Origin of the sequence: Bradyrhizobium liaoningense, from assembly GCF_018130955.1 — a bacterium.
Lineage (GTDB): Bacteria > Pseudomonadota > Alphaproteobacteria > Rhizobiales > Xanthobacteraceae > Bradyrhizobium > Bradyrhizobium liaoningense_C.
Genome location: NZ_JAFCJM010000082.1, coordinates 1 through 21,022 on the forward strand (window position 1 = coordinate 1; position 21,022 = coordinate 21,022).

A 21,022-nucleotide genomic window follows, 5' to 3' on the forward strand; every position below is an offset into this window, starting at 1 on the left:
TAGTCGATCCAGCACCAGGCCAGTCCCTCCAGTCGCTTCGCAAATTCCTCCCGCGCATCGGTCCGCACCGCCCATGCTATCGTGTTGACCGAATGCACGTGCAGGACGACCGTGTGCGGCATCAGCGCGTGCAGCGAGGTCTCGATCGAGGCGCGCAAGGTCGTGCCGGCGCCGGGCGCGAGGGGTACCCGTTCGTCGCCTTGCGCCAGCGCCGCGCGGGCCGCGTCGAGCGACACCGGCACGAAAATGTCCTTGTGCTCGGCGTCCGCCAGCCAGGTGCCGGAGGCCTTCACCCAGAGCAGGTCATCCTGCTTGATCGAAGAGTTGCCGCCGGCGCCCTGCACCAGCAGGATGTTGCGGCCGACCCGCGCCGACATGCGGCGAAGCTCGTGGAGCAGGGCAGGTTGCTGTTGCATCGCGCGCCTCTCACCAGGCCAGATGGTCCATCGTCCAGTGCGGCATCGGCGCATCGGCGTCGGGTGGTTTTCGTACCAATTCACCCGGGCCGGTCCGCGTCTGATCCCGGTGCACGCCAGACCTGAGCAAAAGTGTCAGCATGCCCGCACGGCGGGCGCCGGCAATGTCATGGTCGAGGCTGTCGCCGATCATCAGAACGCGCGCCGGGTCCGGCTGCCCGAGCCGTTCGAGCGCCGCTGCAAAGATGGGCGCGTGCGGCTTGCCGACATAGGCCACCCGACCGCCCAGCGTCTCGTAGAAGCGGGCCAACGCACCCGGCGCGGGGATCAATCCGGAGGCGCCGAACATCGCGAGGTCGGGATTTGCGCATAGCATCGGCAATCCGCGCGCCGAGGCGTCCGTCAGGCGGGCGCGCCAGCGCTCTGGCTCTGCGACGGCATCGTCGAGGCCCGCGAGCAGGATGAAGTCGGCCGTCCCGATATCGGCGACGACAGCGAGGTCGAGCCCATCGACGATCGCATGGTCGCCGCCACGTGCGATCAGCAGGCAGGTGTGGCCGAGCGCGGCAAATGGCTTCTGTGCGCGCGCCTTCAGGCCACGCCAGGTGACTTCACCCGAGGTCAGGATGCCGTCATAGGCGTGCGGTGGAAAGCCGAGCGAGGTAAGCCGCGCCGCATTGCTGCTCGCGCGCTTGCCGGAGTTCGACAGGACAAGGACACGCTTGCCGGCCTGGCGCAGCCGCACGACACAGTCGCGCGCCAGCGGAAAGATCGTCTGTCCCTCGTGCAGGGTGCCCCATTGATCGAGCAGCACGTGATCGAAGCGGCTGGCGATCGCGCCGAGACCTTCGATGTCGATCGTCTCAACCATCATGGCGGGCCGCCTCGCAAGGCCAATAGCGCCGCGCCGTAGCTTGCCTCCGTCTCCTCGGCGACGGTCACGGGAACGCCGAGTGCGCGCCGTCTGATCTCGGTCCAGGCGGCGTTTTTCGTGCCGCCCCCGATGCTGATGACGCGCCGCAGCTTCGGCGCCCCGAGTTGGGCGAGGCGCTGATAGGCGAGTGCTTCGACCCCCGCGATGCCTTCGAGGAGGCCCTGGAAGAAGCGATAGTCTTCCGCCGGGCGTGATGCGACCCTCATCGGCAATGCCGGATCGGCAATCGGAAAGCGTTCGCCCGGCTTGGGCAAGGGATAGTAATCGAGCCCGGTCGGCATCTCCGGTTTTAATTGCGGCGTCAACCGGTCCATCTCGGCGGCGGTGAAATGGGTGAGCACCGCTCCACCGCCGGTGTTGGAGGCGCCGCCCGCGAGCCAACGTTCGCCAAGCCGGTGCGAATAGACGCCATGATTTGCAGCGAAGATCGGCCGTGACGCGAGCAGCTTCACGACCAGCGTCGTGCCGAGCGAGGTGACGGCATCGCCGGGCGTATCGGCGCGCGTCGCAATGAAGGCGGCGACACCGTCGGTGGTGCCGGCCGCGATGCGCGCTGCCGGCGGCAGGGTAAGCGCGGATGCGACCCCGGGATCGATATCCGCAAAGGGTGTTCCCGGCACCAGCACCGTCGGCAGCAGGTCGCGGGACACGCCAAGCTGGTCGAGCCAAGCCGGCCAGGTGCGTGTCACGGGATCGTAGCCGAGCTTCAGGACATACCCATGAGACCGGACCCGGTCTCACCCATGAGACCGTAGAAGGGCGTATGGTCTCATCCATGAGACCACAAGGTCTCACCCATGAGCCCGTTAGTCTCGCCCATGAGACCGGCACCTGATCCCTAGTTGCTGCAGTCCGGTGAAATGTGAATGCAGCGATGGTACTAACGGGTCTTATATTCGCCGTTTAGGACGAATAGCGTTATACTCAGTTTACCCCAATGAACCGGTTGGATGTCATTGAGCCAGAGGGCGCTACCAGGAGGGGGTACCTACCCCGTAAACACTTTGCCAGCAAAGAGAATACCACCCAATGTCCGATCGCTGTGCCGCGCTCATACAGACGAGGCCGTGAGATCTCTTGCAGCCATCATGCGTCAGGCCGATGCTCCACCTAGCGCACGCATACAGGCCATCGCCATTCTTCTGGAACGCGGCTGGGGCAAAGCCGTTCAGCCGATCGCGGGCGAGGACGGCGAACCGATTCGCATCGTCATCAGGCCGCTCAACGATGTCACTGACCTCGATCTGACGCCGACGGGCAAGTCCGCCGGACTCGTGAACTGAACGAGACGGATCTAAAAGCCGAAAGAACGCTCATTGTCGCCACGCGGCGCCAGATATCCTACAGACCGCGAGCAAGGACATTCCTGACGCTGCTGGCGTACCAGGCGCCGCCACGGGGGCCAGCAACACCCTGATCATTCAGCCGAAAGCGATCTCGCGGAGCGACTTGGCTCCGGCTCCTTGGATCTTGTGGATGAGAGGCATCACATCAATGGCGCGGGCCTCGGCGGCTTGCCGATTTTGCTGGATGGCGCGCTGACGGGCTTCATTGAGGCTCGGATTGCCAAGCTTGACCCCACGCACCTTCGCCGCAGCCAGGGCATCCCGCGTCCGCGTCGCAATCCACGTGTGTTCCTTCTCTGCAAGCGAGGTGCAGCACGAAGGGGTCAACGTCGGGACCCAGCTCCGTCACCACGAACGGCACGCGGTGCACCATGAGGCCGCTGATGAAGTGCACGTCGCGGCTGAGGCGATCGAGCTTAGCGACGGCGAGGTGACACTTGGCCTTCTTGGCCTTCGCCATTGCGGCTCTAAGGTGCGGGCGACGCTCCAGCGCATCGTGGCCCTTGCCGGAGTCGACTTCGACGAATTCATCGATGATGTGGAAGCGCTCGGCTTGGGCAAAGTTGGCGAGAGCCGCGCGTTGCGCTTCGAGACCGAGACCTGAACGACCTTGCTTTGGTCTGGAGACGCGCAGGTAAATCACAAGGGGACGCTCGGGAGTCACGGGATACCTCTCACAAAACGGCTGTAGTTATCTATACGTCCGTTTAGAATCTGTACGATGCGCGTTTTCGGAATCGCAGCGATTCATTTTTGCTGTGTCAGCGCGCGCTGGGTCGTGCAGCGCCAGTTCTTGATTGAGGCATTTCCCGCGCTCGCGTTCTCGTGCGCAGATCTACAGTAGCGCACGAAGACCATATGGAGGCGCAGGAGTGCTGGGCACATGAGCGGCAGGCTCAATGCGCGTGCTCTCTCCGGCTCTGGCGTCCTTGGCGGTGGACAGCTGTTGCTGAAGGGCGTGGGTGACCCCGGGGGCGCTAGCCGGGATCAAAGGCGAGTAGGTACCGGAACCGGTTACACGGGCAGATCTTTGAGCCCGGTGGCAAACAAAGAAAGCTCCCTGGCGAAGACGGTAGCTGGCCAGCTAGCGCGGATTCATTGGCGTGCACAGATGAGCCCGATGACTTCCGCTTTCAGCGGCATATCGGACTTGGCCGGACGTGCTACTGGCTCGACTCGGTCGCGAATGACCCATCTCCGACCTCCCGCGGTGACGAGTTCTAATCGCCCCTTGCCCGGCCTTGCATACCTCCGCCGGTCACACGGCCCCACGGCAAAGTGCTAATGTAATGGTCCCACAGGCGTGGTCCTTGGAGGGGCACATGCAGCGGCGTGAGTTCATTACACTGATCGGGACTATCGGAGCCGTTTGGCCGCGCCGCCTGGTCGCGCAGCCCGCCGATCAGACCAGGAAGAAGATGCCTCGCATCGGTTTTCTGGCGTCGGTCCCTCACGAGCGAATTGATGCCTTTGATCGGGGGCTGCGCGACCAGGGATATGTCGAGGGCGAGAACATCATCATCGAGCGCCGGTTCTGGAACAACGATCCGAAGCAACTGGCAAGGTTTGCCGCCGAATTGGTTGCTCTGGACGTTGCGGTAATCGTAGCGCCCACCACACCCGAGGCCCTTGCCGCCAAAGCGGTCACCGGCACGATCCCGATCGTGACCGCCACGGCAGACGCGGTCGGTGTCGGGCTGGCGGCAAGTTTCGCGCGGCCCGACGGAAACGTCACTGGACTTACCGCCGTCGGGGGAAGCAGCAAGAATCTCGGGCTTCTAGCGGAGTTGCTGCCGCGAGCAACGCGTTTTGCGGTCCTGCTCGACCCTGATAACCGCTATCATGCGCAGGCGATGGTCGGTTTTCAGAATGCGGCTGCGGAACGACACCTCGAGATTCTGCCGGTCGTGAAGCGCTCGGTAGATGACATAGGTCCGGCCTTCCAGACCATGGCCTCGAAGGGTGTCCAGGGCCTCCTCGTGCTCTCGGACCCCATCGGGGCCGCCAACCGGCGGAAGATCATCGAGCTCGCCGCGCAAAATCGAATTCCGGCTGTTTACTACTGGCGAGAAGATGCGGTCGAAGGGGGTCTGCTCGCTTATGGCGCCGATCTCGTCGGCCTTAATCGTCGTTCCGCCGCCTATGTTGCGAAGCTGTTGCGAGGCTCGAAAGCCGCCGACCTCCCGATCGAGCAGGCCGAACGCTTCCGGTTGGTGATCAATCTCAAAACCGCCAACGCACTGGGCCTGAGCATCCCGACCGCGCTACTCGCGATGGCCGACGAGCTGATTGAATGATGCTGCGCTGCATGAGTCCGCTTGTGGCCGATTTTGTTGCAGAAGTCGGCTGTTAGCGGTGGATCGTTCGGCTATTTTCGCTAAGGACGACCGGCTTTGATCCGCCGGCCCTGACGCTCTCTACGCAACTCCAAATCTACGCGATGCACGCAGCTTGTGCCGGTGGCGGCCGCGCGACCATGATTGCGAGCTCCGCAGGTTCTGAGCAATGGCAGCAAGAACAAACTCATCCTGGGCGCCTCGTGGACCACGCAGTCGAAGTCGGCCGAGTTTCAGGATGCGCTTCAGGTGTGCGAACCGCATCTCGATCTTCTTGCGCTCACGTCGCGACTGCTCAAAGCCCTCGGTGCCAGCGAAGGAGCGTGCAACGTCTCGGGCGTGTTCATGGACGTCGCGCGGGATCTTGCGTGAGGGCTCCTTTGGGCAGCACTGCGGTTTGAGCGGGCAGACATCGCAGTCGAGCTTGCTTGCGCGGTACAGAAGCGTCTTGCCCTCGTGTACTGTGCCGCTCGTCCCGAGCCGCTTTCCGCCCGGGCAGTGGTAGACGTCGTCGGCCGGATCATATCGAAAGTCGTTGCGCGAGAAGGTGCCATCCTCTCGCTTTGACTTGTCGATGACCGGAATGTGTGGCGCGATGTCCTTCTCGACCAGCCAGTTCAGCATCGGAGCCGATCCATAAGCGGTATCGGCCGCGAGCCGCTCCGGCTTGAGGCCAAAGCGCTCCTCTGTTCGTTCGATCATGGTCTTTGCGGTACCGACTTCGGCTTGCCGAATGGCACGAGACGCCTCGACGTCCAAGATGACACCGAACTTCATGTCGATGAGATAGTTGTCAGAGTAAGCGAAGAATGCCGGTCCTTTGTGTGCGCCGGTCCACTGGGCCGCGGGATCGGATGGCGAGACGAACTTCGGCACAACCTCCGTAGCGGCACCCCATGCCGTGTCTTCGAGAGTCGCCAGATACTCCTTCACGGCGCGGCTGGACCTCCCCGGATCGCGATCCCTTTGCCAATCCTGCCCCGCGATCGAGCGCTGCTTGTTGGCGTCAGCCCCAATCAGGCTCGCATCGACCGCAAAGCCTTCGCCGCCAACCAGGCCAGCCGCAATGCACGCTTCGACAATCTGCTCGAACATGCGATGGAAAACATCTCCCTCGCGGAAGCGCTCGTTGCGGGCGCGCGAGAACGCCGAATGATCCGGGATGGCATCCTCGATACCGAGCTTGCAGAACCAGCGATAGGCGAGGTTCACCTGTACTTCGCGGCAGATCAATCGCTCCGAGCGGATCGCAAAGACATACCCAACCACCAGCATTCGGATCATCAGTTCCGGGTCGATCGACGGACGACCTATGGACGAATAATGGGGCGCAAGCTCGCTACGAAGCGACGACAGATCGAGAGCAGCATCGTTCTTCCGCACCAAATGATCTTCGGGAACCGCATCGCCAAGACGAAACTCGTAGAACAGTTGACCTTGGTCACTCTTCAGACGGCCCATCATGGATCGACCTCGCCGAGAATCGCGTCAACACAACGGAATCATCGTTCGAGGTCTTACTCAACCGACTTTTGCAACAAAATCGGCCCGTGGCTGACCTAAGCTCGGAACGGCATGAGGCCTGCTTCCGAGCGGTGAGCAGACCAAGGTCATGCAGGCTGCCGAGGGCAGCCATTGACCCGACTGAGACGTCGCCTGAGGGGCTTCTGAGTCCGGTTGGGGCTATTTCTCACTCGCCATCCGAGCGCCGAATGGTAGTCTTTAGGGAATTGGAGAAAGCCTATTCCCCAGGGGCGCACAATGGAACGGCGCGACTTCATCACGCTTCTCGGCGCAGCCGTGTTCGCATCGTCCACGATGGCACGCGCGCAACAATCGACGCAAACGGAAGCCTTCCACGAGGCCCTTCTTGGCCGGTTGCGGGAGCTTGGCTATGCCGAAGGCCGGAATCTGATAGTCGAGCGCCGCTTCACAGAGGGGCGCAATGAGCGATACCATTCTCTGGCCACCGAGCTTGTGAACCTTAAGGTGGATCTCATCGTCGCGCGCGGCACAGTTGCCGCGCTGGCGGCCAAAGAATCGACCAGCATTATTCCCATGGTGACGGTGGTGGCTGGCGATCCCGTCGGCTCCCGGCTCATTGCAAGTCTGGATCGACCAAGCGGGAACGTCACGGGCATGTCGTCCTCAGCTTCTGACCTAACCGCCAAGGAGCTCGAGCTGCTCAATGAGATCGTGCCACAACTATCGCGCGTGGCAGTGCTCTCCAATTCAACGAGCAAGTTGCACGCGGTCTTGCTAAAGGAGTTGGAGGTGGCGGCAACGATCCTGCGGGTCCGCCTTCAATCATTCAGCGTCAGAGCCCCCAATGAGATCGAGAGTGCCTTCGCAAGGATGGCAAAGGACCCTGCTGAAGCGCTCATAATACTGGACGATCCGTTGATGGCTGTGCAAAGCAGAGGCATTGTCGAACTGGCAATGCTGCAACGACTACCAACGATTTCGACAGAGCGGTCGTATGCAGAGGCTGGGTCCCTCTTGTCGTACGGAGCAAGCTTTGCCGATCTGTTTCGACGCGCGGCGACCTACGTGGACAAAATCCTCAGGGGCGCCAAGCCAGCAGATCTTCCAGTGGAGCAGCCGACGAAATTCGAGCTGGTCATCAACCTCAAGACTGCGAAAACTCTGGGCCTTGTCATTCCATCGATCCTGCTCGCCCGCGCCGACGAGGTGATTGAATAGAGACGCTGTTTGCTGCGGCGCATGAGTCCGGTTATGGCCCCCATCGCGTCATTTCGCTGCGCGGCGGAATTTAGCCGCTATCGGAGGATAGCGGACTCCGCCAAGCGTCTGCTGAGGAAATTATGAATTGACGGCTAAACTTGTCAGCGCCCGATAGACTGACGCGCGACCAATCTTGAGCGACCCGCACCGAGGCGCGCCGCCGATCTTACGGGCAGGGCAAGCCGATGATCGAGCACATCAACGATGCGACCGAGCGCACCCATCGCATCACGGGCTTGCCGCGCGAGGAGATCGTGCGGCGGCCTGTTCAGAAGCGAGATCCCGATACGCGATCGGTGCCGGGCCGCTCGTGCCCGGCGTGATGGACGCACTGGCTGATCAGTCCGGCTACCAATAATTGATAGCGCCGATGTCGTACTCTTCTATCAGTAGACTGCCCAATTCGCTGTCGTGCCGGATGCCGTTCATCTGACGCAGGATCATCCGGTGTTCGGCGCCGCCTTCGCGGGCCTGTTCGAGCCGATCGGCGAGTTGCCTGATGATGTCTTCCGGCTCGATCTCTTCAGCGGTCTTGGGGATGTCGGGCGAAAAAATCTGCGAGGACATCGATCGCTCCTAACTATTCTGAGTTTACCCGTTCAACGGAGGAGACTGCAATGGACCAACGCGCGAGCAGAGTCCGGCGGCCACGATGTTCTACACGCTGCGCCTCTAGCGCCACTCGGTTGTGAGAGGTGGGGTGACCCCGCGCCGGTAGGCCGGGACCAAGTGTGGTGAGGTAGCGGTACCGATTTACTGACGCTTGTCAGCGGCGTACTCGCCGCCAGGAGTGGAGCTGTAACCGGCCCGGTAAGTCGGGATCGAAAGCAGTCAGGGTACCGGTACAGGTTACCGGCACTTGTTTTTCACCGCCTGACGTCCCCGGGGCATGCATTTCCCGGCGTCTGATGTCGATCAGCGTGCCTGGCGCGAGGCGGAGGACTACCGTCCCCTCTGCGAGGGCATTTGCGCGACAGTCAAAGTTTTATCGCATGATTGCGGCAATTTGCACCGCAAGGTACCGGCGTCTCAATGAAACTAGCCAATCTTGCTCGAACTGCGGTACGTTGCCTGAAGCTCTGCACGGGCTTGCTCGTGCCAAGGATTGGGGGGAACGACCATGAGCGAGACCCTTGACTTCGATCCCGATGCTCTGCGGGAGAAGTACCGCCATGAGCGCGACCGGCGCCTGCGCTCTGATGCCAATGACCAATATGTCGAGGTCACGGCCGACTTCCGTCACTATATCGATGATCCGCATGTTGAACCCGGCTTCACCCGCGAGCCGCTGACCGACGCGGTCGAAGTGGTAGTCGTGGGCGGGGGCTTCGGAGGCCTCTTGAGCGCGGCGCGCTTGCGCGAGGCCGGCATGAAAGACATTCGCATTATAGAGAAAGGTGGCGATTTCGGCGGCACCTGGTACTGGAATCGATATCCGGGCGCTCAGTGCGACATCGAGAGCTACATCTACCTGCCGCTGCTGGAAGAGACCGGCTACATGCCGAAGGAGAAGTACAGCTTCGGCAACGAGATCCGTGCGCATGCGCGGCGCATTGGCGAGCACTTCGACCTCTATCGCCTGGCTTGCTTCCAGACCGAGATCAGCGAGATGCGCTGGCTGGTTGACGAGAATCGATGGCTGATCACCACCAATCGCGGCGACGCCATGCACGCCCGCTTCGTGGTCATCTCCAGCGGTCCACTGAACCGGCCGAAGCTGCCCGGCATCCCCGGCATCGGAAATTTCAAAGGCCATAGCTTCCACACCAGTCGTTGGGATTACGACTACACGGGCGGTTCGAGCGAAGGTGGCCTAACAAAGCTTGCCGACAAACGGGTGGCAATCATTGGCACCGGTGCGACGGCGATCCAGTGCGTCCCGCACCTGGGCCGCGATGCCAAGCACCTTTATGTTTTTCAGCGAACGCCCTCGTCTGTTGACGAACGTGGCAACAAGCCTACAGATCCAGAATGGGTGAAAACGCTGATGCCTGGTTGGCAACGGCGCCGGATGGAAAACTTCAACAGCATGTTCACAGGCCTCTCACAAGATGAGGATCTGGTCAGCGACGGCTGGACCGAAATCTTCCGCAATCTCGGGCCGGGCGCGGCAGTCCACGCCATGCGGGACGGCGTCGCGCTGAAGGAACTGGCCGGGATGATAGAGATCGCGGATTTCAAGAAGATGAACCGGATCCGTGCCCGTGTCGACGCCACGGTGAAGAACCCGAAAACCGCGGGGGCTTTGAAGCCCTGGTACCGCCAGTTCTGCAAGCGGCCGACCTTCAATGATGACTATCTACCGACGTTCAATCGCACGAACGTGACCTTGGTCGATACCTTGGGTCGCGGTGTCGAAGGGGTGACAGATAAAGGACTTGTGTTCGACGGCGTCGAGTACGAGGTAGATTGCATCATCTTCGCTACGGGTTTCGAAGTCGGCACAGCCTATACGCGGCGGTCCGGCTTCGACATCCATGGACGGGACGGGCGCAAACTCAGCGAGTACTGGTCCTCAGGGCTGCGTACGCTCCACGGTTTTTACAGCCACGGTTTCCCGAACTGCTTCCATTTGGGCGTTACCCAAAACACGCTGACGCCAAACTTCCCTCACATGCTGGACGAACAGGCACGTCACGTTGCCCACGTCGTAAAAACTGCTTCAGAGAAGCAGGCGCACATGGTGGAGCCCACAATGGAGGCGGAGTCGGGCTGGCTGCAGACCATTCGTGATACGGCAATCGACAATCTGGCGTTCCGACAGGACTGCACCCCTGGATACTACAATGGCGAAGGACGTGCGGGGCAAGGTCAAGGCCTATTTGATGGTCTTTACGGGCCAGGATCGGACGCCTTCTTCGCTCTTATGAAGACGTGGCGCGAGTCCGGCGAGATGTCGGGACTCAGAGTGCACTGACGAATTCAGTCCGGAGTGCAAGTAGGAGGCGAAGTGATGCCCTGGCTGATTTCGCCGCATGGCGTAAAGCGATTGTTGGTTTCCCGGCCTAGGCCTTCAGTTGCCTTGAGGCGGTTTCGGGCAAGCGTGAACCTGGATAGTCTTCTCTGCAGATGGTCTTACGGACGGCGACATGCCGGCGTCTCCGCCCGAGCCAAATTCGCAGCATGGTCAGCCGGGTCTGAACATCGATGATAGGAGGCTGCCTGAAGGAGTCGCAGCTTGCGTTATCTCTTTGAGGACTATGCACTCGACGTCGAGCGGCGCGAACTATATCGCGGGGTAAACCACGTCTCCGTCACACCACAGGTTTTCGACCTGCTCCTCTATCTGATCCGCAACAGGGAGCGCGTCGTCAGCAAGGACGAGCTAATCGAGGCTATTTGGGAGGGACGCACTGTCTCAGAAGCGGCGCTCACAACCCGCTTGAATGCCGTGCGAGGCGCAATCAGTGATAAGGGGGAAGAGCAACGCCTTATCAAAACATTGCCGCGAAAGGGGGTCCGCTTCGTCGGAGCCGTGCAGGAACTAACGGAGCGCACAAGGGAAGGCGAGGCAGTTCCCGAAACCTCGATAAAACCCGCTCTTCCGCTGCCCGACAAACCCTCGATCGCGGTGCTTCCATTCGAAAACATGAGCGGCGATCTTGAGCAGGAATATTTCGCGGACGGAATGGTTGAGGAGATCACGACGGCGCTTTCCCGGTTCAAATGGTTGTTCGTGATCGCTCGCAATTCGAGTTTTACGTTCAAAGGCAAGGCCGTTGATATCAAGGAGGTCGGACGCAGGCTCGGCGTGCGCTATGTCCTTGAGGGTTCAGTGCGCAGGGCATCGGGGAAAGTTCGCATTTCGGGACAGTTGATCGATGCGGCGACCGGCACGCACATCTGGGCAGACAGATTCGAGCGTGTCTTGACAGATGTTTTCGCCCTTCAAGACGAATTAACCGTCGCCGTTGTCTCGGCCATTGAGCCCAAGCTGGTTCAAACAGAAATTGCAATGGCGACCCGCCGGCCCCTGGAAAACCTAACGGCCTATGATTTGTATTTAAGAGCCAGACAGAAAACGTTTCTAAGGACCCGAGAAGGTTTTGCCGAAGCGATACGACTGGCTCATCGCGCCTTGGACCTTGATCCTCGCTCTATTTCGGCCGCTGTAGTCGCGGCTAACGGCCACTTAAACAACGTTGTTCTACGCTTTTCTACCGATCCTCAATTTGATCGTAGCGAAGCAGTTCGGTTGGCTCGCCTGGCATTCAGCCTCGACGAGAATGACGAGAGAGCGCTGAGCACCGCCGGGTTGGTTACCGCCTTCTTCATCGACGACCTCGAGACTGCCATCGATTATTCGGATCGTGCGGTCGTGACCAATCCAAATTCTTACATCGTGTGGAACTATAGAGGATGGATCTACCAAGTTGCAGGCCGGTACGAAGAAGCAATGCGGAGCTTTGAACGCGGTATTCGCCTGAGCCCGTTGGACCCCGTCATTCACAATTATCTTGCTGGCATCGGTTCTGCGTTGATCGAGCTTCGCCGCTTCGACGAGGCGGTGGCGTTTTTTAAGAGGGCTCTTCGTCAGAACTCGTCTGATGGGATAGCTATCCGCGGTTTGGCGTCCGCTTTGGCGCATCTTGGACGGAATGCCGAGGCGCACCAGGCGTTAGCTCCTCTGCATAAGGTCGATCCGACCTTTACAATGTCCGCGTGGATCGCCCTCGGCGGGTTATCAAACTCGAAGCTGCTAATTGAAGGCCTTCTAAAAGCGGGTGCCCGCTGAGGCCTGCGCTTGCTGGCGGCAAGAGTTGATAGGACAGGAGGAAATTTGGTGCGGTGCATGAGTCTGCATGTGGCCCTGAACCGAAGTGTCCATTGACTGCCGCCACGTCGGCTGTCGGGGGTAGACCGGACGAAAAGTCGTGGCCTCGACCGCCGCTGTGACCCTTCGCGGACATCCGCCGCTTGGACCTGCGCCGAAAAATTGCTTACGCTGGGGGGTGGAGCGTCAGGGATTGGCGATGCAGCGACGGGACTTCATCACGCTTTTGAGTGGTGCGGCAGTCGGCTGGCCGCTTGCAGCGCGGGCACAACCGAAAATTCCCCGGATTGGCTTCATGGGCAATTCCACTGTGGCGCTTGAGGCCAATCTTGTCGACGCGTTCCGTGAAGGCCTACGCGAACTTGGCTACGAGGAAGGCCGCAATATCATCATTGAATACCGCTGGGCGGACGGGAAATACGACCGGTTTCCAGTACTAGCGGCCGAACTCATCGCCGCCAAGGTAGATGCGATCGTGACTGCCGGTACGCCGGCAGCGCTCGCAGTAAAGAAAGCGACGACAACTGTGCCACTCGTCATGGTCGCGGTGGGCGACCCAATCGGCACCGGCCTTGTGCCCAGCCTAGCGCGACCCGGGGGCAATCTCACTGGATTAAGCTCGATCGCGCCGGACCTCGAGGGCAAACGACTCCAGCTCCTGCGAGAAATCGTGCCTGTGCTTTCGCATGTCGCTATGTTTGTTAATTCGCTCAATCCATTTCATGTTTCGTCAATCAAACAAGCTCGTGCCGCCGCTCAAGCGATGCGAATAAACCTGCAACTGCACGATATACGCAAATCTGAAGACCTAGACGACGCCTTCGCTGCAATCCGGAAGGAACGTCCGGATGCGTTACTTATCTTGGCGGATCGCGTTTTTCTCCATAACCGCCAACGTATAGTAGACTTCACCAAAGAGCAGCGGCTGCCGAACGTGAATGCATACAAGGAACTTGTTGAGGTCGGAGGCCTGATATCCTACGGGCCAAGCTATGAGGATATGCACAAGCGCGCAGCAATCTATGTCGACAAGATCCTCAAGGGTGCCAAGCCGGCCGACCTGCCAATCGAACAACCAAGTAAGTTTACGTTTATCGTCAACCTCAAGGCCGGCAAAGAACTCGGCGTCACAGTTCCATCGCAACTACTGGGGCTCGCCGACCAGCTAATTGAGTAAGTGGGCTGATGTCCGCTCTTGATGCTGTTGTCTAATCGCTGCCGGGGCGTCAAGCATATAATCGCTGAGGAGACACTGCCGGGTGCATGGTTGTCTTCGCGGTCGGCATCAGCCGCCGCATGATGGAGCTTCGCGGGACGAGCCTTCAATGTGGACGACGCACTTTGCTGAGTCAGCAGTGCAACAGCATCAGCGGAATGGCTCGGCTCACGTCCCGGCAGGGACGCCTTAGGCGTTCGTGTTCCGAACGCGATCGGGACTTATGCGGCGGCTCCGGCATTCGGGTTAAACAGCTCGCCGGTCTTAAGCATCGTATGCATTATTACCGCCAGTTTGCGGGCCACAGCCACGGCAGCTCTTTTGAAGCCGATCCTCTCCCGAAGCTGCAGACCCCATGTGCGCAGCGTACTGTGAGTTGAGCTGCGCGTCAGAATGACCGCTGCCGCTTCGTAGAGAAGCCCTCGCAAAGGGCGGTCGCCACGTCGGGATATATGGCCGTCATAATCGACTTCTCCGGATTGGTAGCGGCGCGTTGTTAGGCCGATCCACGCGCCAACGGATCGGGATTTCCTGAAGTTGTCAGGCTCCTCAATAGCGGTGGTAAAGGAGGTTGCGGTGATAGCACCGATTCCAGGAATCGACATGAGGATGCGGCAAGCACGACTTTGGCGCGCATCCCGCACCAATTGGCGCCCGAGTTCGGCGGCGCGGAGGCGAATGCCGCGCCAGGCTTCCAGCATCGGCAGCACGATGGATGCAAGTCTGTCCTGGTCGGCAAGAAGGCTCCGCACATTCTTCTCGAAGGTGCTTCCCTTTCCGGTGGGAACGAGCAGACCGAAGGTTTTCATGACGCCGCGGATCTGATTGGAGAGCTCGGTAGTGATTCGGACCAGCCGCGTCCGCGCTGCGACAAGCGTGCGGGTCAGCATGCTGTCGAATCCTTTCACACGCACCTCACGAAAGAACCCGACTTCCGCGAGTTGCGCCAGGCCATCGGCGTCGTTTGCGTCCGTCTTATTCGTCGCCATATCGAGCGCCGCTTTAGCATGGCGCGCATCGAAGCAGATCGCCGGCAACCCTTCGGTGCGCAGAGAATGATAGAACCATACCGACAGCGGTCCGGTTTCGAATACGACGCGTTTCACGGACGGCGCCCGCTTGCGGATGAGCTCGGCGACGATACTCGGATCAGTTGCGCACTTGCCGCGCCAGATCCGCTCACCTGCTCGGCGGATCGAGACTGCCGTCTCTTTCATCGACACGTCGAGACCAATATATTCTTCCATGGCTGTTCTCCATTCGACGCTTGGGCCCGGCGTCCAGTCGTGAGCCCATATCTCCATCCTATCGGGGAACAGCCACTCATTCAGGGGCGACTCGCTCCCGCGATTACCCCATGTGGACGGCTCCTCCACGGGCACGAGGGTGCCAAGGAGTGGGCGCCGTTTGAGGCTCCCACGATTCGGAGGAGCAGCCTATGCAGTCAATTTCGACGATCGGCCTGGATATCGCGAAGTCGGTCTTCCAAGTGCACGGCGTTGATGCGGTCGGCCAGGTGGTCGTTCGTACCGAAGCAGAACTCGAACGGTGGCAAGGACAAGCTTGGCAGTATCAGCAAGCAAGGCGACCGCTATTTGCGCAGCCTGTTTACAGCTGGCGCGCTCGCCGTGATCCGCTATGCCAAGATCCATGGCACCGATCATCGGCTCTGGCTCACTCGATTGTTGGCCCGGCGCCCCACCAAGGTCGCGGCCATCGCACTCGCCAACAAAATCGCCCGGATGGCTTGGGCGATGATGGCCAGGAACGAACGTTACAAGGAACCCGCCGCTCTCGCGGCGTGAATGAGAGACCACACGGGAAAACCCGGCGTGACGTAACGGTTGGGAAGGCGAACAGCACGTAATGCAGTGCCGGTCGATCCGGCGATCAGGACAACCCACATTGGCCACAGCATCATCGAATGCGAGGTATTGACCGGGACCTGATCCGCGGAGGGCATTATGGCCAGCGGTCATGTGAAACGCGCTAACAGGCCGAACACATGGCTGCTCCGACCAGTGCTGCGACGTGAAGATTCTTCTTGCCAACCCGGAGCCGTCCACACATGGCCCATCAGCGAAGTGGCGAACCATCTCATGAAGGTCCGCCTCGTGGGTGGCAGCGGACTAGTTTTGCTCAGGCCGAGTTCATTGCACTTTGACCTACAGCGAAAGTCGGCCCCGAGAAATTGGTACGCAGCCGCGTCAAAGTCCAGTCATCCATCGGTGCCTGACATCAGACGTTCGTCGGAGGGATCGATCGGACGCCTTGCGGGTCGATGCCTCGGTTCGAGGCGACGTAGTCGATCTCGCCGCGTGAAATCCCGATGTCCATCAGTTCCGCGTCATTTAGATTGGCCAAGACGGCGCATAGCCTTTCGCGTTTGCGCCGCTCTTGAAACGCATCCCAATATCTCTCCAGGAAGCTAACAACTCGCCACGCAAAAACGAGCCGTCTGGCCCGCCCTGTTGCACCATAAGTCGTGCTCATCGCGCAATCCCCGGATTTCTCAACTCGGCCAGCACGCGCATCACCGTCGCGGGTGCAATCCTTAAGTTCGGGTAGATAGCAACGGAGAGGATGACGACCGAAGCCGGTCTGACCCGCAAAATGCATCCGTTGGGTTATCGCGCCGACAATCCGACTGAGGCCTGCTTCGCAGCGGTTGTAGCCGCTGTCACCTTGGAGCGCGGAGCCAACACTGCGATCTGATGGGGGGAGGCGGGCATGCCGTTGAGCATAAGCGTCGGTGTGGGCGCCTGCTCCTCAACATTCGTCCCTCCTATCAACGCAACTTGGTGTGCCGTGATCGGGAAGCCCGCCAGTTCAAACGTTGGAAGCTCCGCAGCCGACGCTCTGGTTATACTGAGGAGGACTGCGATAGCTCCGACCGAAAATAGCTTCTTCATGGAAATCTCCTACGCAAAGAAATATTCGCAGCACGACTTCCGTATTCACTCTAGTTGGATTCTCCGGCGCCCCCTGTGAGCCAGTTCACATGTCGCATCGAATTCCGATGCACGCTGCGGTAGTCCTCGGATCACGCGATCGGGCATAAAGCGGCGCACGCGCAGGCCATCGACGTGCATCGTTGTCCGCCCGGTTTCTGCGCAACCTGTAGAAGGCACAGTGATCCGCGCCGACCTCGTTAAACCGTGTCAAAGTTCTTCGTCTCGCGCGGAGGAGTGGGCCATGTCCTCATGATCGGCAAGTGATATACTCTGCCTCGGAGCCGTCACCGGAACATGCCGAAGTTTTGGAAATCAGCGGCGGCCAATGTAGCCCACGGCGGGCGTAGCAACTCTTGATTTTTGACCGTCATACAGTCCGCTCCGATCAGTTCGGACGGAAAAGGCGATTATTGAAAACCCAGTGCAGGAGTATATAGCCATGCATTTCTGTCTCACCGGACAATACACGCCACGAGCCGTCAAGAACCTTCTGGAAAATCCCACGCAGAATCGCGCTGAAGCGGCCAGGAAGTTGGTCGAAGCGGCGGGTGGCAAATTGGTTTCATTCTACGGCATGCCCGTGGAAGGACCCGGTGTCCTGACGATATTCGATGTACCCGAGCCCAGCTCGGCGGCCGCGATAGCAGGCCTCGTCGTCGCAGGCGAAGTCATGCAAAACGTCAAGTTGGTGCGTCTGCTGACACAGGAGGAGGTCGTGGAGGTTCGGCAGAAGGCAAACAAGCTCAAGGCTGCCTATTCTCCTCCCGGCAGCTGATCGATAGTGCTGGAAACGGCAGTCCCGCGAATAGCTCTGCTGTTCAGAAACGGAAATGGGCCGCCCCATGTCGCGGGCGGCCTTGCCCGTTTCGCGGCTCATTTAGCTCCTTGGGCGACCGATTTCTAACGCAAGTCAGCGGAGGCGATCGCAATCAGACGGCGCGCCAGGTAGGTCTTAGGACAAGGAGGCCCGGCCCGCGGCAGTGATGCTGTACTCGACTTCACCTGAAGCCAGCAGGTTGGCCTCGACGAGACCAAGCTCCACCAGTCGAGCGACGAGCTCGTGATCGAACAGCGGAGTGCTGATCCACGGTTCGGAAGACAGCTGCTTCAAGAAAGCGCGTTCGATCTCGGTCAAATCCACAGTTGCCTCTCTGGAGACAAATCGAGGGGTCTTGGTGTCGTTCCGCTTGCGAATTAGATAGCCGAAAGCGCTTTTCAGCCTGATCGCGGGACCAGCCCCACGACAGTCGATAGGGCGGCCAAACTGGCAACAAAGATCCAGACGCCGAAGCCCAAAATGGCCGCCGAGATCGCGTAGGCGATTGCTCTTTGCATCGGCCAGTCTACTAGGAACAGGATCGGTTGCGCCTCTAGGACTCGCCGCGGAGGAGATGTTCCTATTCGGGCAACATCACCATGCTTAGCTTCGCTTCTCTTTTGACTTCAGCCTTACCTCGAGCTGATGGCGAAGGTTCTTTGCAAAAGGCTGCAGCGCGGCGACGACGAAGCCGCAGAGAAGCGTGAGCCATGTCGCCAGGGCAGCGCACCACAACAGATCTTCCAGTATGTTGGGCATGATTTTGTCTTCCAAAATAGGCTTTCTGAAATACAGATAGTCTCCCTCAACTGCGGAGCGGCCACAAGGCGTCCTAAAAGTAGCAACGGTGCGTGGACGCGCCTAAGTGCTATTTCTTCAGGATCAGCCCCATTGAGCGCGCCATCCGCCTTACCGATCCGGCGTGGCGCCCGAGCGCCGCCGCTATCTCCGAGACGACACGACGACGCGCCAAACATGCAAGCCGCTTCCGCTCAGCCTCTGTCCATTCCTTTGGCTTCGACGACTTCATCTCGAAATGATCGAATGAGGCCGGCGCGAGCGATATTGGGAAATTTACGGGTGGCAGCGAGCGACTACTGCAGATCGGCGCCGGCAATGGATTGAAGCGCAGCCGCCGGGCGCGAGCAAATAGGAGACTCATCCGATCACGGGCGCGCCGGTTTTGCCTCCGCGAGCCGGACCTTCTCTCTCAGGTCTTCGAGGTCCTTCATCGCTTCAAGCAATTTCACCAGATCGGACACCATGTGTGCCAGAGTAGGCCTGCGTGGCTTTGGGACTCGAGATTTCTGTTTCATCGCGAAATGGCTCCCTGCCAGGACCGACGGAAATAGGGTGGATTGGCAAAGACCGTGCCGCGGAGGCAATCGGAGCGCGCCGTCGCTGGTGGTCAGGCGGATCATCGGCATGCCGTCTTAGTTGTCCGCATCAGGACCGGCGACAATACCGGAGTCCATCAGAGAGAAGCTCGAGCGCCTTTTGGGATCCGAGCGAGAAGTTATCAGTAAGGAACGGATCGAATGCTGGATGGGGCCACATGAAGTGCTGGCGCTGTCGCATCGGAAGCGCAGCCGGCAACGGTTGTGGACGCATGCCCGCCGACTGAGGCAGTGAAGACCTGGGCCTGCCGGTTCATGCTGGCGGCCCCCAGAGTACCAGATCCATAATCCGACCTTGATCCGTTCCTCTTGCCTCAAAATGTGCGAGAACTCCGGCGCCGTTGCTGGGAACAGGCGGCCCGTTTGCTCTCGCTCCCCGGAATTGTAGCTGGCACAAGGTGCATAGCCGAGGAGTTTGATATCCCTCAAGTCCCAATTTGTCCGAAGCCCGGCCGGATGGGGTTGCACACCGCCCCGGGACCACAATCATGGAAACAAACCGGGCTTTCAATGCGACCGTGATGGCGCTCGGCGCATGGTTGCGGTGCTGATCTTCATGAACTAAGGCCGAGTTGGTGGCTCCTTTCGTCTCACGCTCGCCGGCCTGATCGGCGTTAATCGTCCCAGACCACCACCCCGCACTTGCATTCGTAAACCCGAATGAAGCGGGGTGTGTTCTGGTCCCAGACCTTCTCCAGCAACCTGAGAGGGTGACCACAATTGGGGCAACGGATTTGAAGAAGGGGGCGGAGGCATAGGCGCAACTCTGAAATTAACGAGACGCTGGCCGCGACGAAATGTTCCTAAGCCAAGAGCGCCGGGCGCCCTATCGCTGCGTATTGCGATATTCCCATTGCCGGCTCGGCTTATTCCAGTGGAGGCACCTCGGCGCCCGTGCTTGCCGCAGACGGTGCAAACGAACTGCGGCTCGATGTCGGAGAGCCGCACGTCATCCGCCCAGCGATCGGCGCTGAGTGCAACGCTATGGCTGCAGCGGTAGTCGGCACAATAGACCAGCACGCCGCGCACGCCGGCATCGCGCATGTCGCCGAAGATGATCTTTTGGGGCCGCCTGGCCCCATCAAAGCGATGCCGCAGACGCTGCACAAATTATCGATTCCTAGCGGTGTGCTAGGGCGACGAGCTACGCTACTGCGGGTCGTGGGGGGTGGAGAAGGTCCTGCCTGTTCACGCTGGCGGGTTTCTTCTTGTCGCAAAAGCAGCGACAAATTATCGTTGTGCCACCGGTTATTTTTTGGAGATTCAAAGTGGCATTGGGTATTGTCAAATGGTTCAACGCTCCTAAGGGATATGACTTCATCCAACCGCAGGACGGTGGGAAGGACGTCTTCGTTCACATTTCGGCAGTTCAAAAAGCGGGTCATACCAGCCTCGCAGAAGGTGCAAAAATCAGCTACGAGCTTGCCACCGGCAAGAGCGGCAAAGTGTCTGCCGAAAACTTACGCATCGGCTAAGCCCACGGCATGGGTACGACGAGTCCCGCCGGTTCACGCTGGCGGGCTCGTCCCTACAAGAGCATGGAAACGACAGTCGCCAACCCAATGGCGCCAACGCCCACGCCAACCAATGGAGGACCCATGCCCGATCTCGCACGCCGACGTGCTCCGCTCGTTTCCGATCGTAAGCAGGAACCGAGGGGCGGCCCTCTAATTGAGCTAGATCAATGGAAGAAAGTGGGCGGAGACACCGACCTACGGCGCGAAGACCACCAAGGCGGTAAGCACTACCGGCAAAACGCCCAATACCAGCACTAAAACCTTGAACCACAGGTCATCGCCCATAGAGAAAAGGTAGCAAGGTAGAGCCGATCTGCATATGCAATCTGTGCCAACTTCAATCTATCATTGCTGACGAAATTCGGCGGGTTCTCACTTTGGTTCCGGTGAGCTGGCCCATCGCTCGGCCCTCTTGTTCTCTCATCGGGGAACGGGCAGTTGAGGCCAGGGCCGCTTCGGCCTGACATCGGAAACCAGGCGGCAATAAAGAGCAAAGCCTCGGCTTGCGGCCAGCAACTCACGTAGGCGGCGCGCTTTGGCGACCCTTAGCCCGCGAGGCCTGCCGGTCGC

Annotated in this window: 20 protein-coding genes and 1 pseudogene; 10 read left to right on the forward strand and 11 right to left on the reverse strand. The window is 59.9% G+C overall.

Annotation, left to right across the window (positions count from 1 at the left end):
- The 3 genes and pseudogenes from JQ632_RS35425 to JQ632_RS35435 all read right to left on the reverse strand — a co-directional run.
- Nucleotides 1-416: class II aldolase/adducin family protein (locus JQ632_RS35425; protein ID WP_212407354.1), on the reverse strand; the 416-nt coding region annotated here is incomplete at its 3' end.
- 10 nt (nucleotides 417-426) lie between these two features.
- The gene (locus tag JQ632_RS35430; protein ID WP_249152769.1) at nucleotides 427-1,290 is read right to left on the reverse strand and encodes a TIGR01459 family HAD-type hydrolase; all 864 of its coding nucleotides are present in this window, start codon (nucleotides 1,288-1,290) and stop codon (nucleotides 427-429) included.
- Nucleotides 1,287-2,063, reverse strand: a pseudogene (locus JQ632_RS35435) (FGGY-family carbohydrate kinase); the annotation flags it as partial. The pseudogene JQ632_RS35435 and the gene JQ632_RS35430, both read right to left, overlap by 4 nt.
- Nucleotides 2,064-2,438: 375 nt before the next feature.
- On the opposite strand from JQ632_RS35435, the gene JQ632_RS35440 reads away from it, so the two are divergent.
- Nucleotides 2,439-2,633 (forward strand): hypothetical protein, encoded by a 195-nt coding sequence (locus tag JQ632_RS35440; RefSeq protein WP_212407355.1) that lies wholly within the window; start codon nucleotides 2,439-2,441, stop codon nucleotides 2,631-2,633.
- A 265-nt stretch (nucleotides 2,634-2,898) separates the two neighbouring features.
- On the opposite strand, the gene JQ632_RS35445 is transcribed toward JQ632_RS35440, so the two are convergent.
- Nucleotides 2,899-3,360, reverse strand: coding sequence for a recombinase family protein (locus JQ632_RS35445; protein WP_312015701.1), 462 nt, complete (start codon nucleotides 3,358-3,360; stop codon nucleotides 2,899-2,901).
- A 658-nt stretch (nucleotides 3,361-4,018) separates the two neighbouring features.
- Between JQ632_RS35445 and JQ632_RS35450 the strand changes: the two genes are divergently transcribed.
- Nucleotides 4,019-4,993 (forward strand): ABC transporter substrate-binding protein, encoded by a 975-nt coding sequence (locus JQ632_RS35450; protein ID WP_212407356.1) that lies wholly within the window; start codon nucleotides 4,019-4,021, stop codon nucleotides 4,991-4,993.
- 120 nt (nucleotides 4,994-5,113) lie between these two features.
- Here JQ632_RS35450 and JQ632_RS35455 read toward each other — a convergent pair whose 3' ends face one another.
- Nucleotides 5,114-6,496, reverse strand: a complete 1,383-nt coding sequence (locus JQ632_RS35455) for a transposase (protein ID WP_409363533.1) — start codon at nucleotides 6,494-6,496, stop codon at nucleotides 5,114-5,116.
- A gap of 297 nt (nucleotides 6,497-6,793) precedes the next feature.
- On the opposite strand from JQ632_RS35455, the gene JQ632_RS35460 reads away from it, so the two are divergent.
- Nucleotides 6,794-7,735: an ABC transporter substrate-binding protein gene (locus tag JQ632_RS35460; protein ID WP_212407357.1), complete on the forward strand. Its 942-nt coding sequence runs from the start codon at nucleotides 6,794-6,796 to the stop codon at nucleotides 7,733-7,735.
- Nucleotides 7,736-7,962: 227 nt separating this feature from the next.
- Complete coding sequence (locus JQ632_RS35465; RefSeq protein ID WP_212407358.1) at nucleotides 7,963-8,100, forward strand: hypothetical protein; 138 nt, start codon at nucleotides 7,963-7,965, stop codon at nucleotides 8,098-8,100.
- A 25-nt stretch (nucleotides 8,101-8,125) separates the two neighbouring features.
- Here the strand turns inward: JQ632_RS35465 and JQ632_RS35470 are convergent, their stop codons facing one another.
- Nucleotides 8,126-8,344, reverse strand: a complete 219-nt coding sequence (locus tag JQ632_RS35470) for a hypothetical protein (protein WP_212407359.1) — start codon at nucleotides 8,342-8,344, stop codon at nucleotides 8,126-8,128.
- A 553-nt stretch (nucleotides 8,345-8,897) separates the two neighbouring features.
- Here JQ632_RS35470 and JQ632_RS35475 point away from each other — a divergent pair.
- The 3 genes from JQ632_RS35475 to JQ632_RS35485 all read left to right on the forward strand — a co-directional run bounded on the left by JQ632_RS35475 (nucleotide 8,898) and on the right by JQ632_RS35485 (nucleotide 13,728).
- Nucleotides 8,898-10,694 (forward strand): NAD(P)/FAD-dependent oxidoreductase, encoded by a 1,797-nt coding sequence (locus JQ632_RS35475; RefSeq protein WP_212407360.1) that lies wholly within the window; start codon nucleotides 8,898-8,900, stop codon nucleotides 10,692-10,694.
- A gap of 261 nt (nucleotides 10,695-10,955) precedes the next feature.
- Nucleotides 10,956-12,512, forward strand: coding sequence for a tetratricopeptide repeat protein (locus JQ632_RS35480; protein WP_212407361.1), 1,557 nt, complete (start codon nucleotides 10,956-10,958; stop codon nucleotides 12,510-12,512).
- Nucleotides 12,513-12,750: 238 nt separating this feature from the next.
- The gene (locus JQ632_RS35485) at nucleotides 12,751-13,728 is read left to right on the forward strand and encodes an ABC transporter substrate-binding protein (protein ID WP_212407362.1); all 978 of its coding nucleotides are present in this window, start codon (nucleotides 12,751-12,753) and stop codon (nucleotides 13,726-13,728) included.
- A 260-nt stretch (nucleotides 13,729-13,988) separates the two neighbouring features.
- Here the strand turns inward: JQ632_RS35485 and JQ632_RS35490 are convergent, their stop codons facing one another.
- A complete protein-coding gene (locus JQ632_RS35490) occupies nucleotides 13,989-15,014 on the reverse strand; it encodes an IS110 family transposase (protein ID WP_212407363.1) in 1,026 nt (341 codons plus the stop codon).
- Nucleotides 15,015-15,269: 255 nt separating this feature from the next.
- Here JQ632_RS35490 and JQ632_RS35495 point away from each other — a divergent pair, with 255 nt between their 5' ends.
- Nucleotides 15,270-15,572 carry a transposase gene (locus JQ632_RS35495; RefSeq protein WP_212407364.1) on the forward strand — a complete coding sequence of 101 codons (303 nt, stop codon included), beginning with the start codon at nucleotides 15,270-15,272 and terminating at the stop codon, nucleotides 15,570-15,572.
- 433 nt (nucleotides 15,573-16,005) lie between these two features.
- Here JQ632_RS35495 and JQ632_RS35500 read toward each other — a convergent pair whose 3' ends face one another.
- Nucleotides 16,006-16,260, reverse strand: coding sequence for a DUF1127 domain-containing protein (locus tag JQ632_RS35500; protein WP_212407365.1), 255 nt, complete (start codon nucleotides 16,258-16,260; stop codon nucleotides 16,006-16,008).
- A 900-nt stretch (nucleotides 16,261-17,160) separates the two neighbouring features.
- On the opposite strand from JQ632_RS35500, the gene JQ632_RS35505 reads away from it, so the two are divergent.
- Nucleotides 17,161-17,496: a GYD domain-containing protein gene (locus tag JQ632_RS35505; RefSeq protein ID WP_212407366.1), complete on the forward strand. Its 336-nt coding sequence runs from the start codon at nucleotides 17,161-17,163 to the stop codon at nucleotides 17,494-17,496.
- 177 nt (nucleotides 17,497-17,673) lie between these two features.
- Here the strand turns inward: JQ632_RS35505 and JQ632_RS35510 are convergent, their stop codons facing one another.
- The 3 genes from JQ632_RS35510 to JQ632_RS35520 form a co-directional block, all read right to left on the reverse strand.
- Nucleotides 17,674-17,862 (reverse strand): hypothetical protein, encoded by a 189-nt coding sequence (locus JQ632_RS35510; RefSeq protein ID WP_212407367.1) that lies wholly within the window; start codon nucleotides 17,860-17,862, stop codon nucleotides 17,674-17,676.
- Nucleotides 17,863-18,141: 279 nt separating this feature from the next.
- Complete coding sequence (locus tag JQ632_RS35515) at nucleotides 18,142-18,297, reverse strand: hypothetical protein (RefSeq protein ID WP_212407368.1); 156 nt, start codon at nucleotides 18,295-18,297, stop codon at nucleotides 18,142-18,144.
- A gap of 407 nt (nucleotides 18,298-18,704) precedes the next feature.
- Nucleotides 18,705-18,959, reverse strand: a complete 255-nt coding sequence (locus JQ632_RS35520) for a hypothetical protein (protein WP_212407369.1) — start codon at nucleotides 18,957-18,959, stop codon at nucleotides 18,705-18,707.
- 1,244 nt (nucleotides 18,960-20,203) lie between these two features.
- Between JQ632_RS35520 and JQ632_RS35525 the strand changes: the two genes are divergently transcribed.
- The gene (locus tag JQ632_RS35525) at nucleotides 20,204-20,410 is read left to right on the forward strand and encodes a cold-shock protein (protein WP_212407370.1); all 207 of its coding nucleotides are present in this window, start codon (nucleotides 20,204-20,206) and stop codon (nucleotides 20,408-20,410) included.
- Nucleotides 20,411-21,022 lie beyond the last annotated feature (612 nt).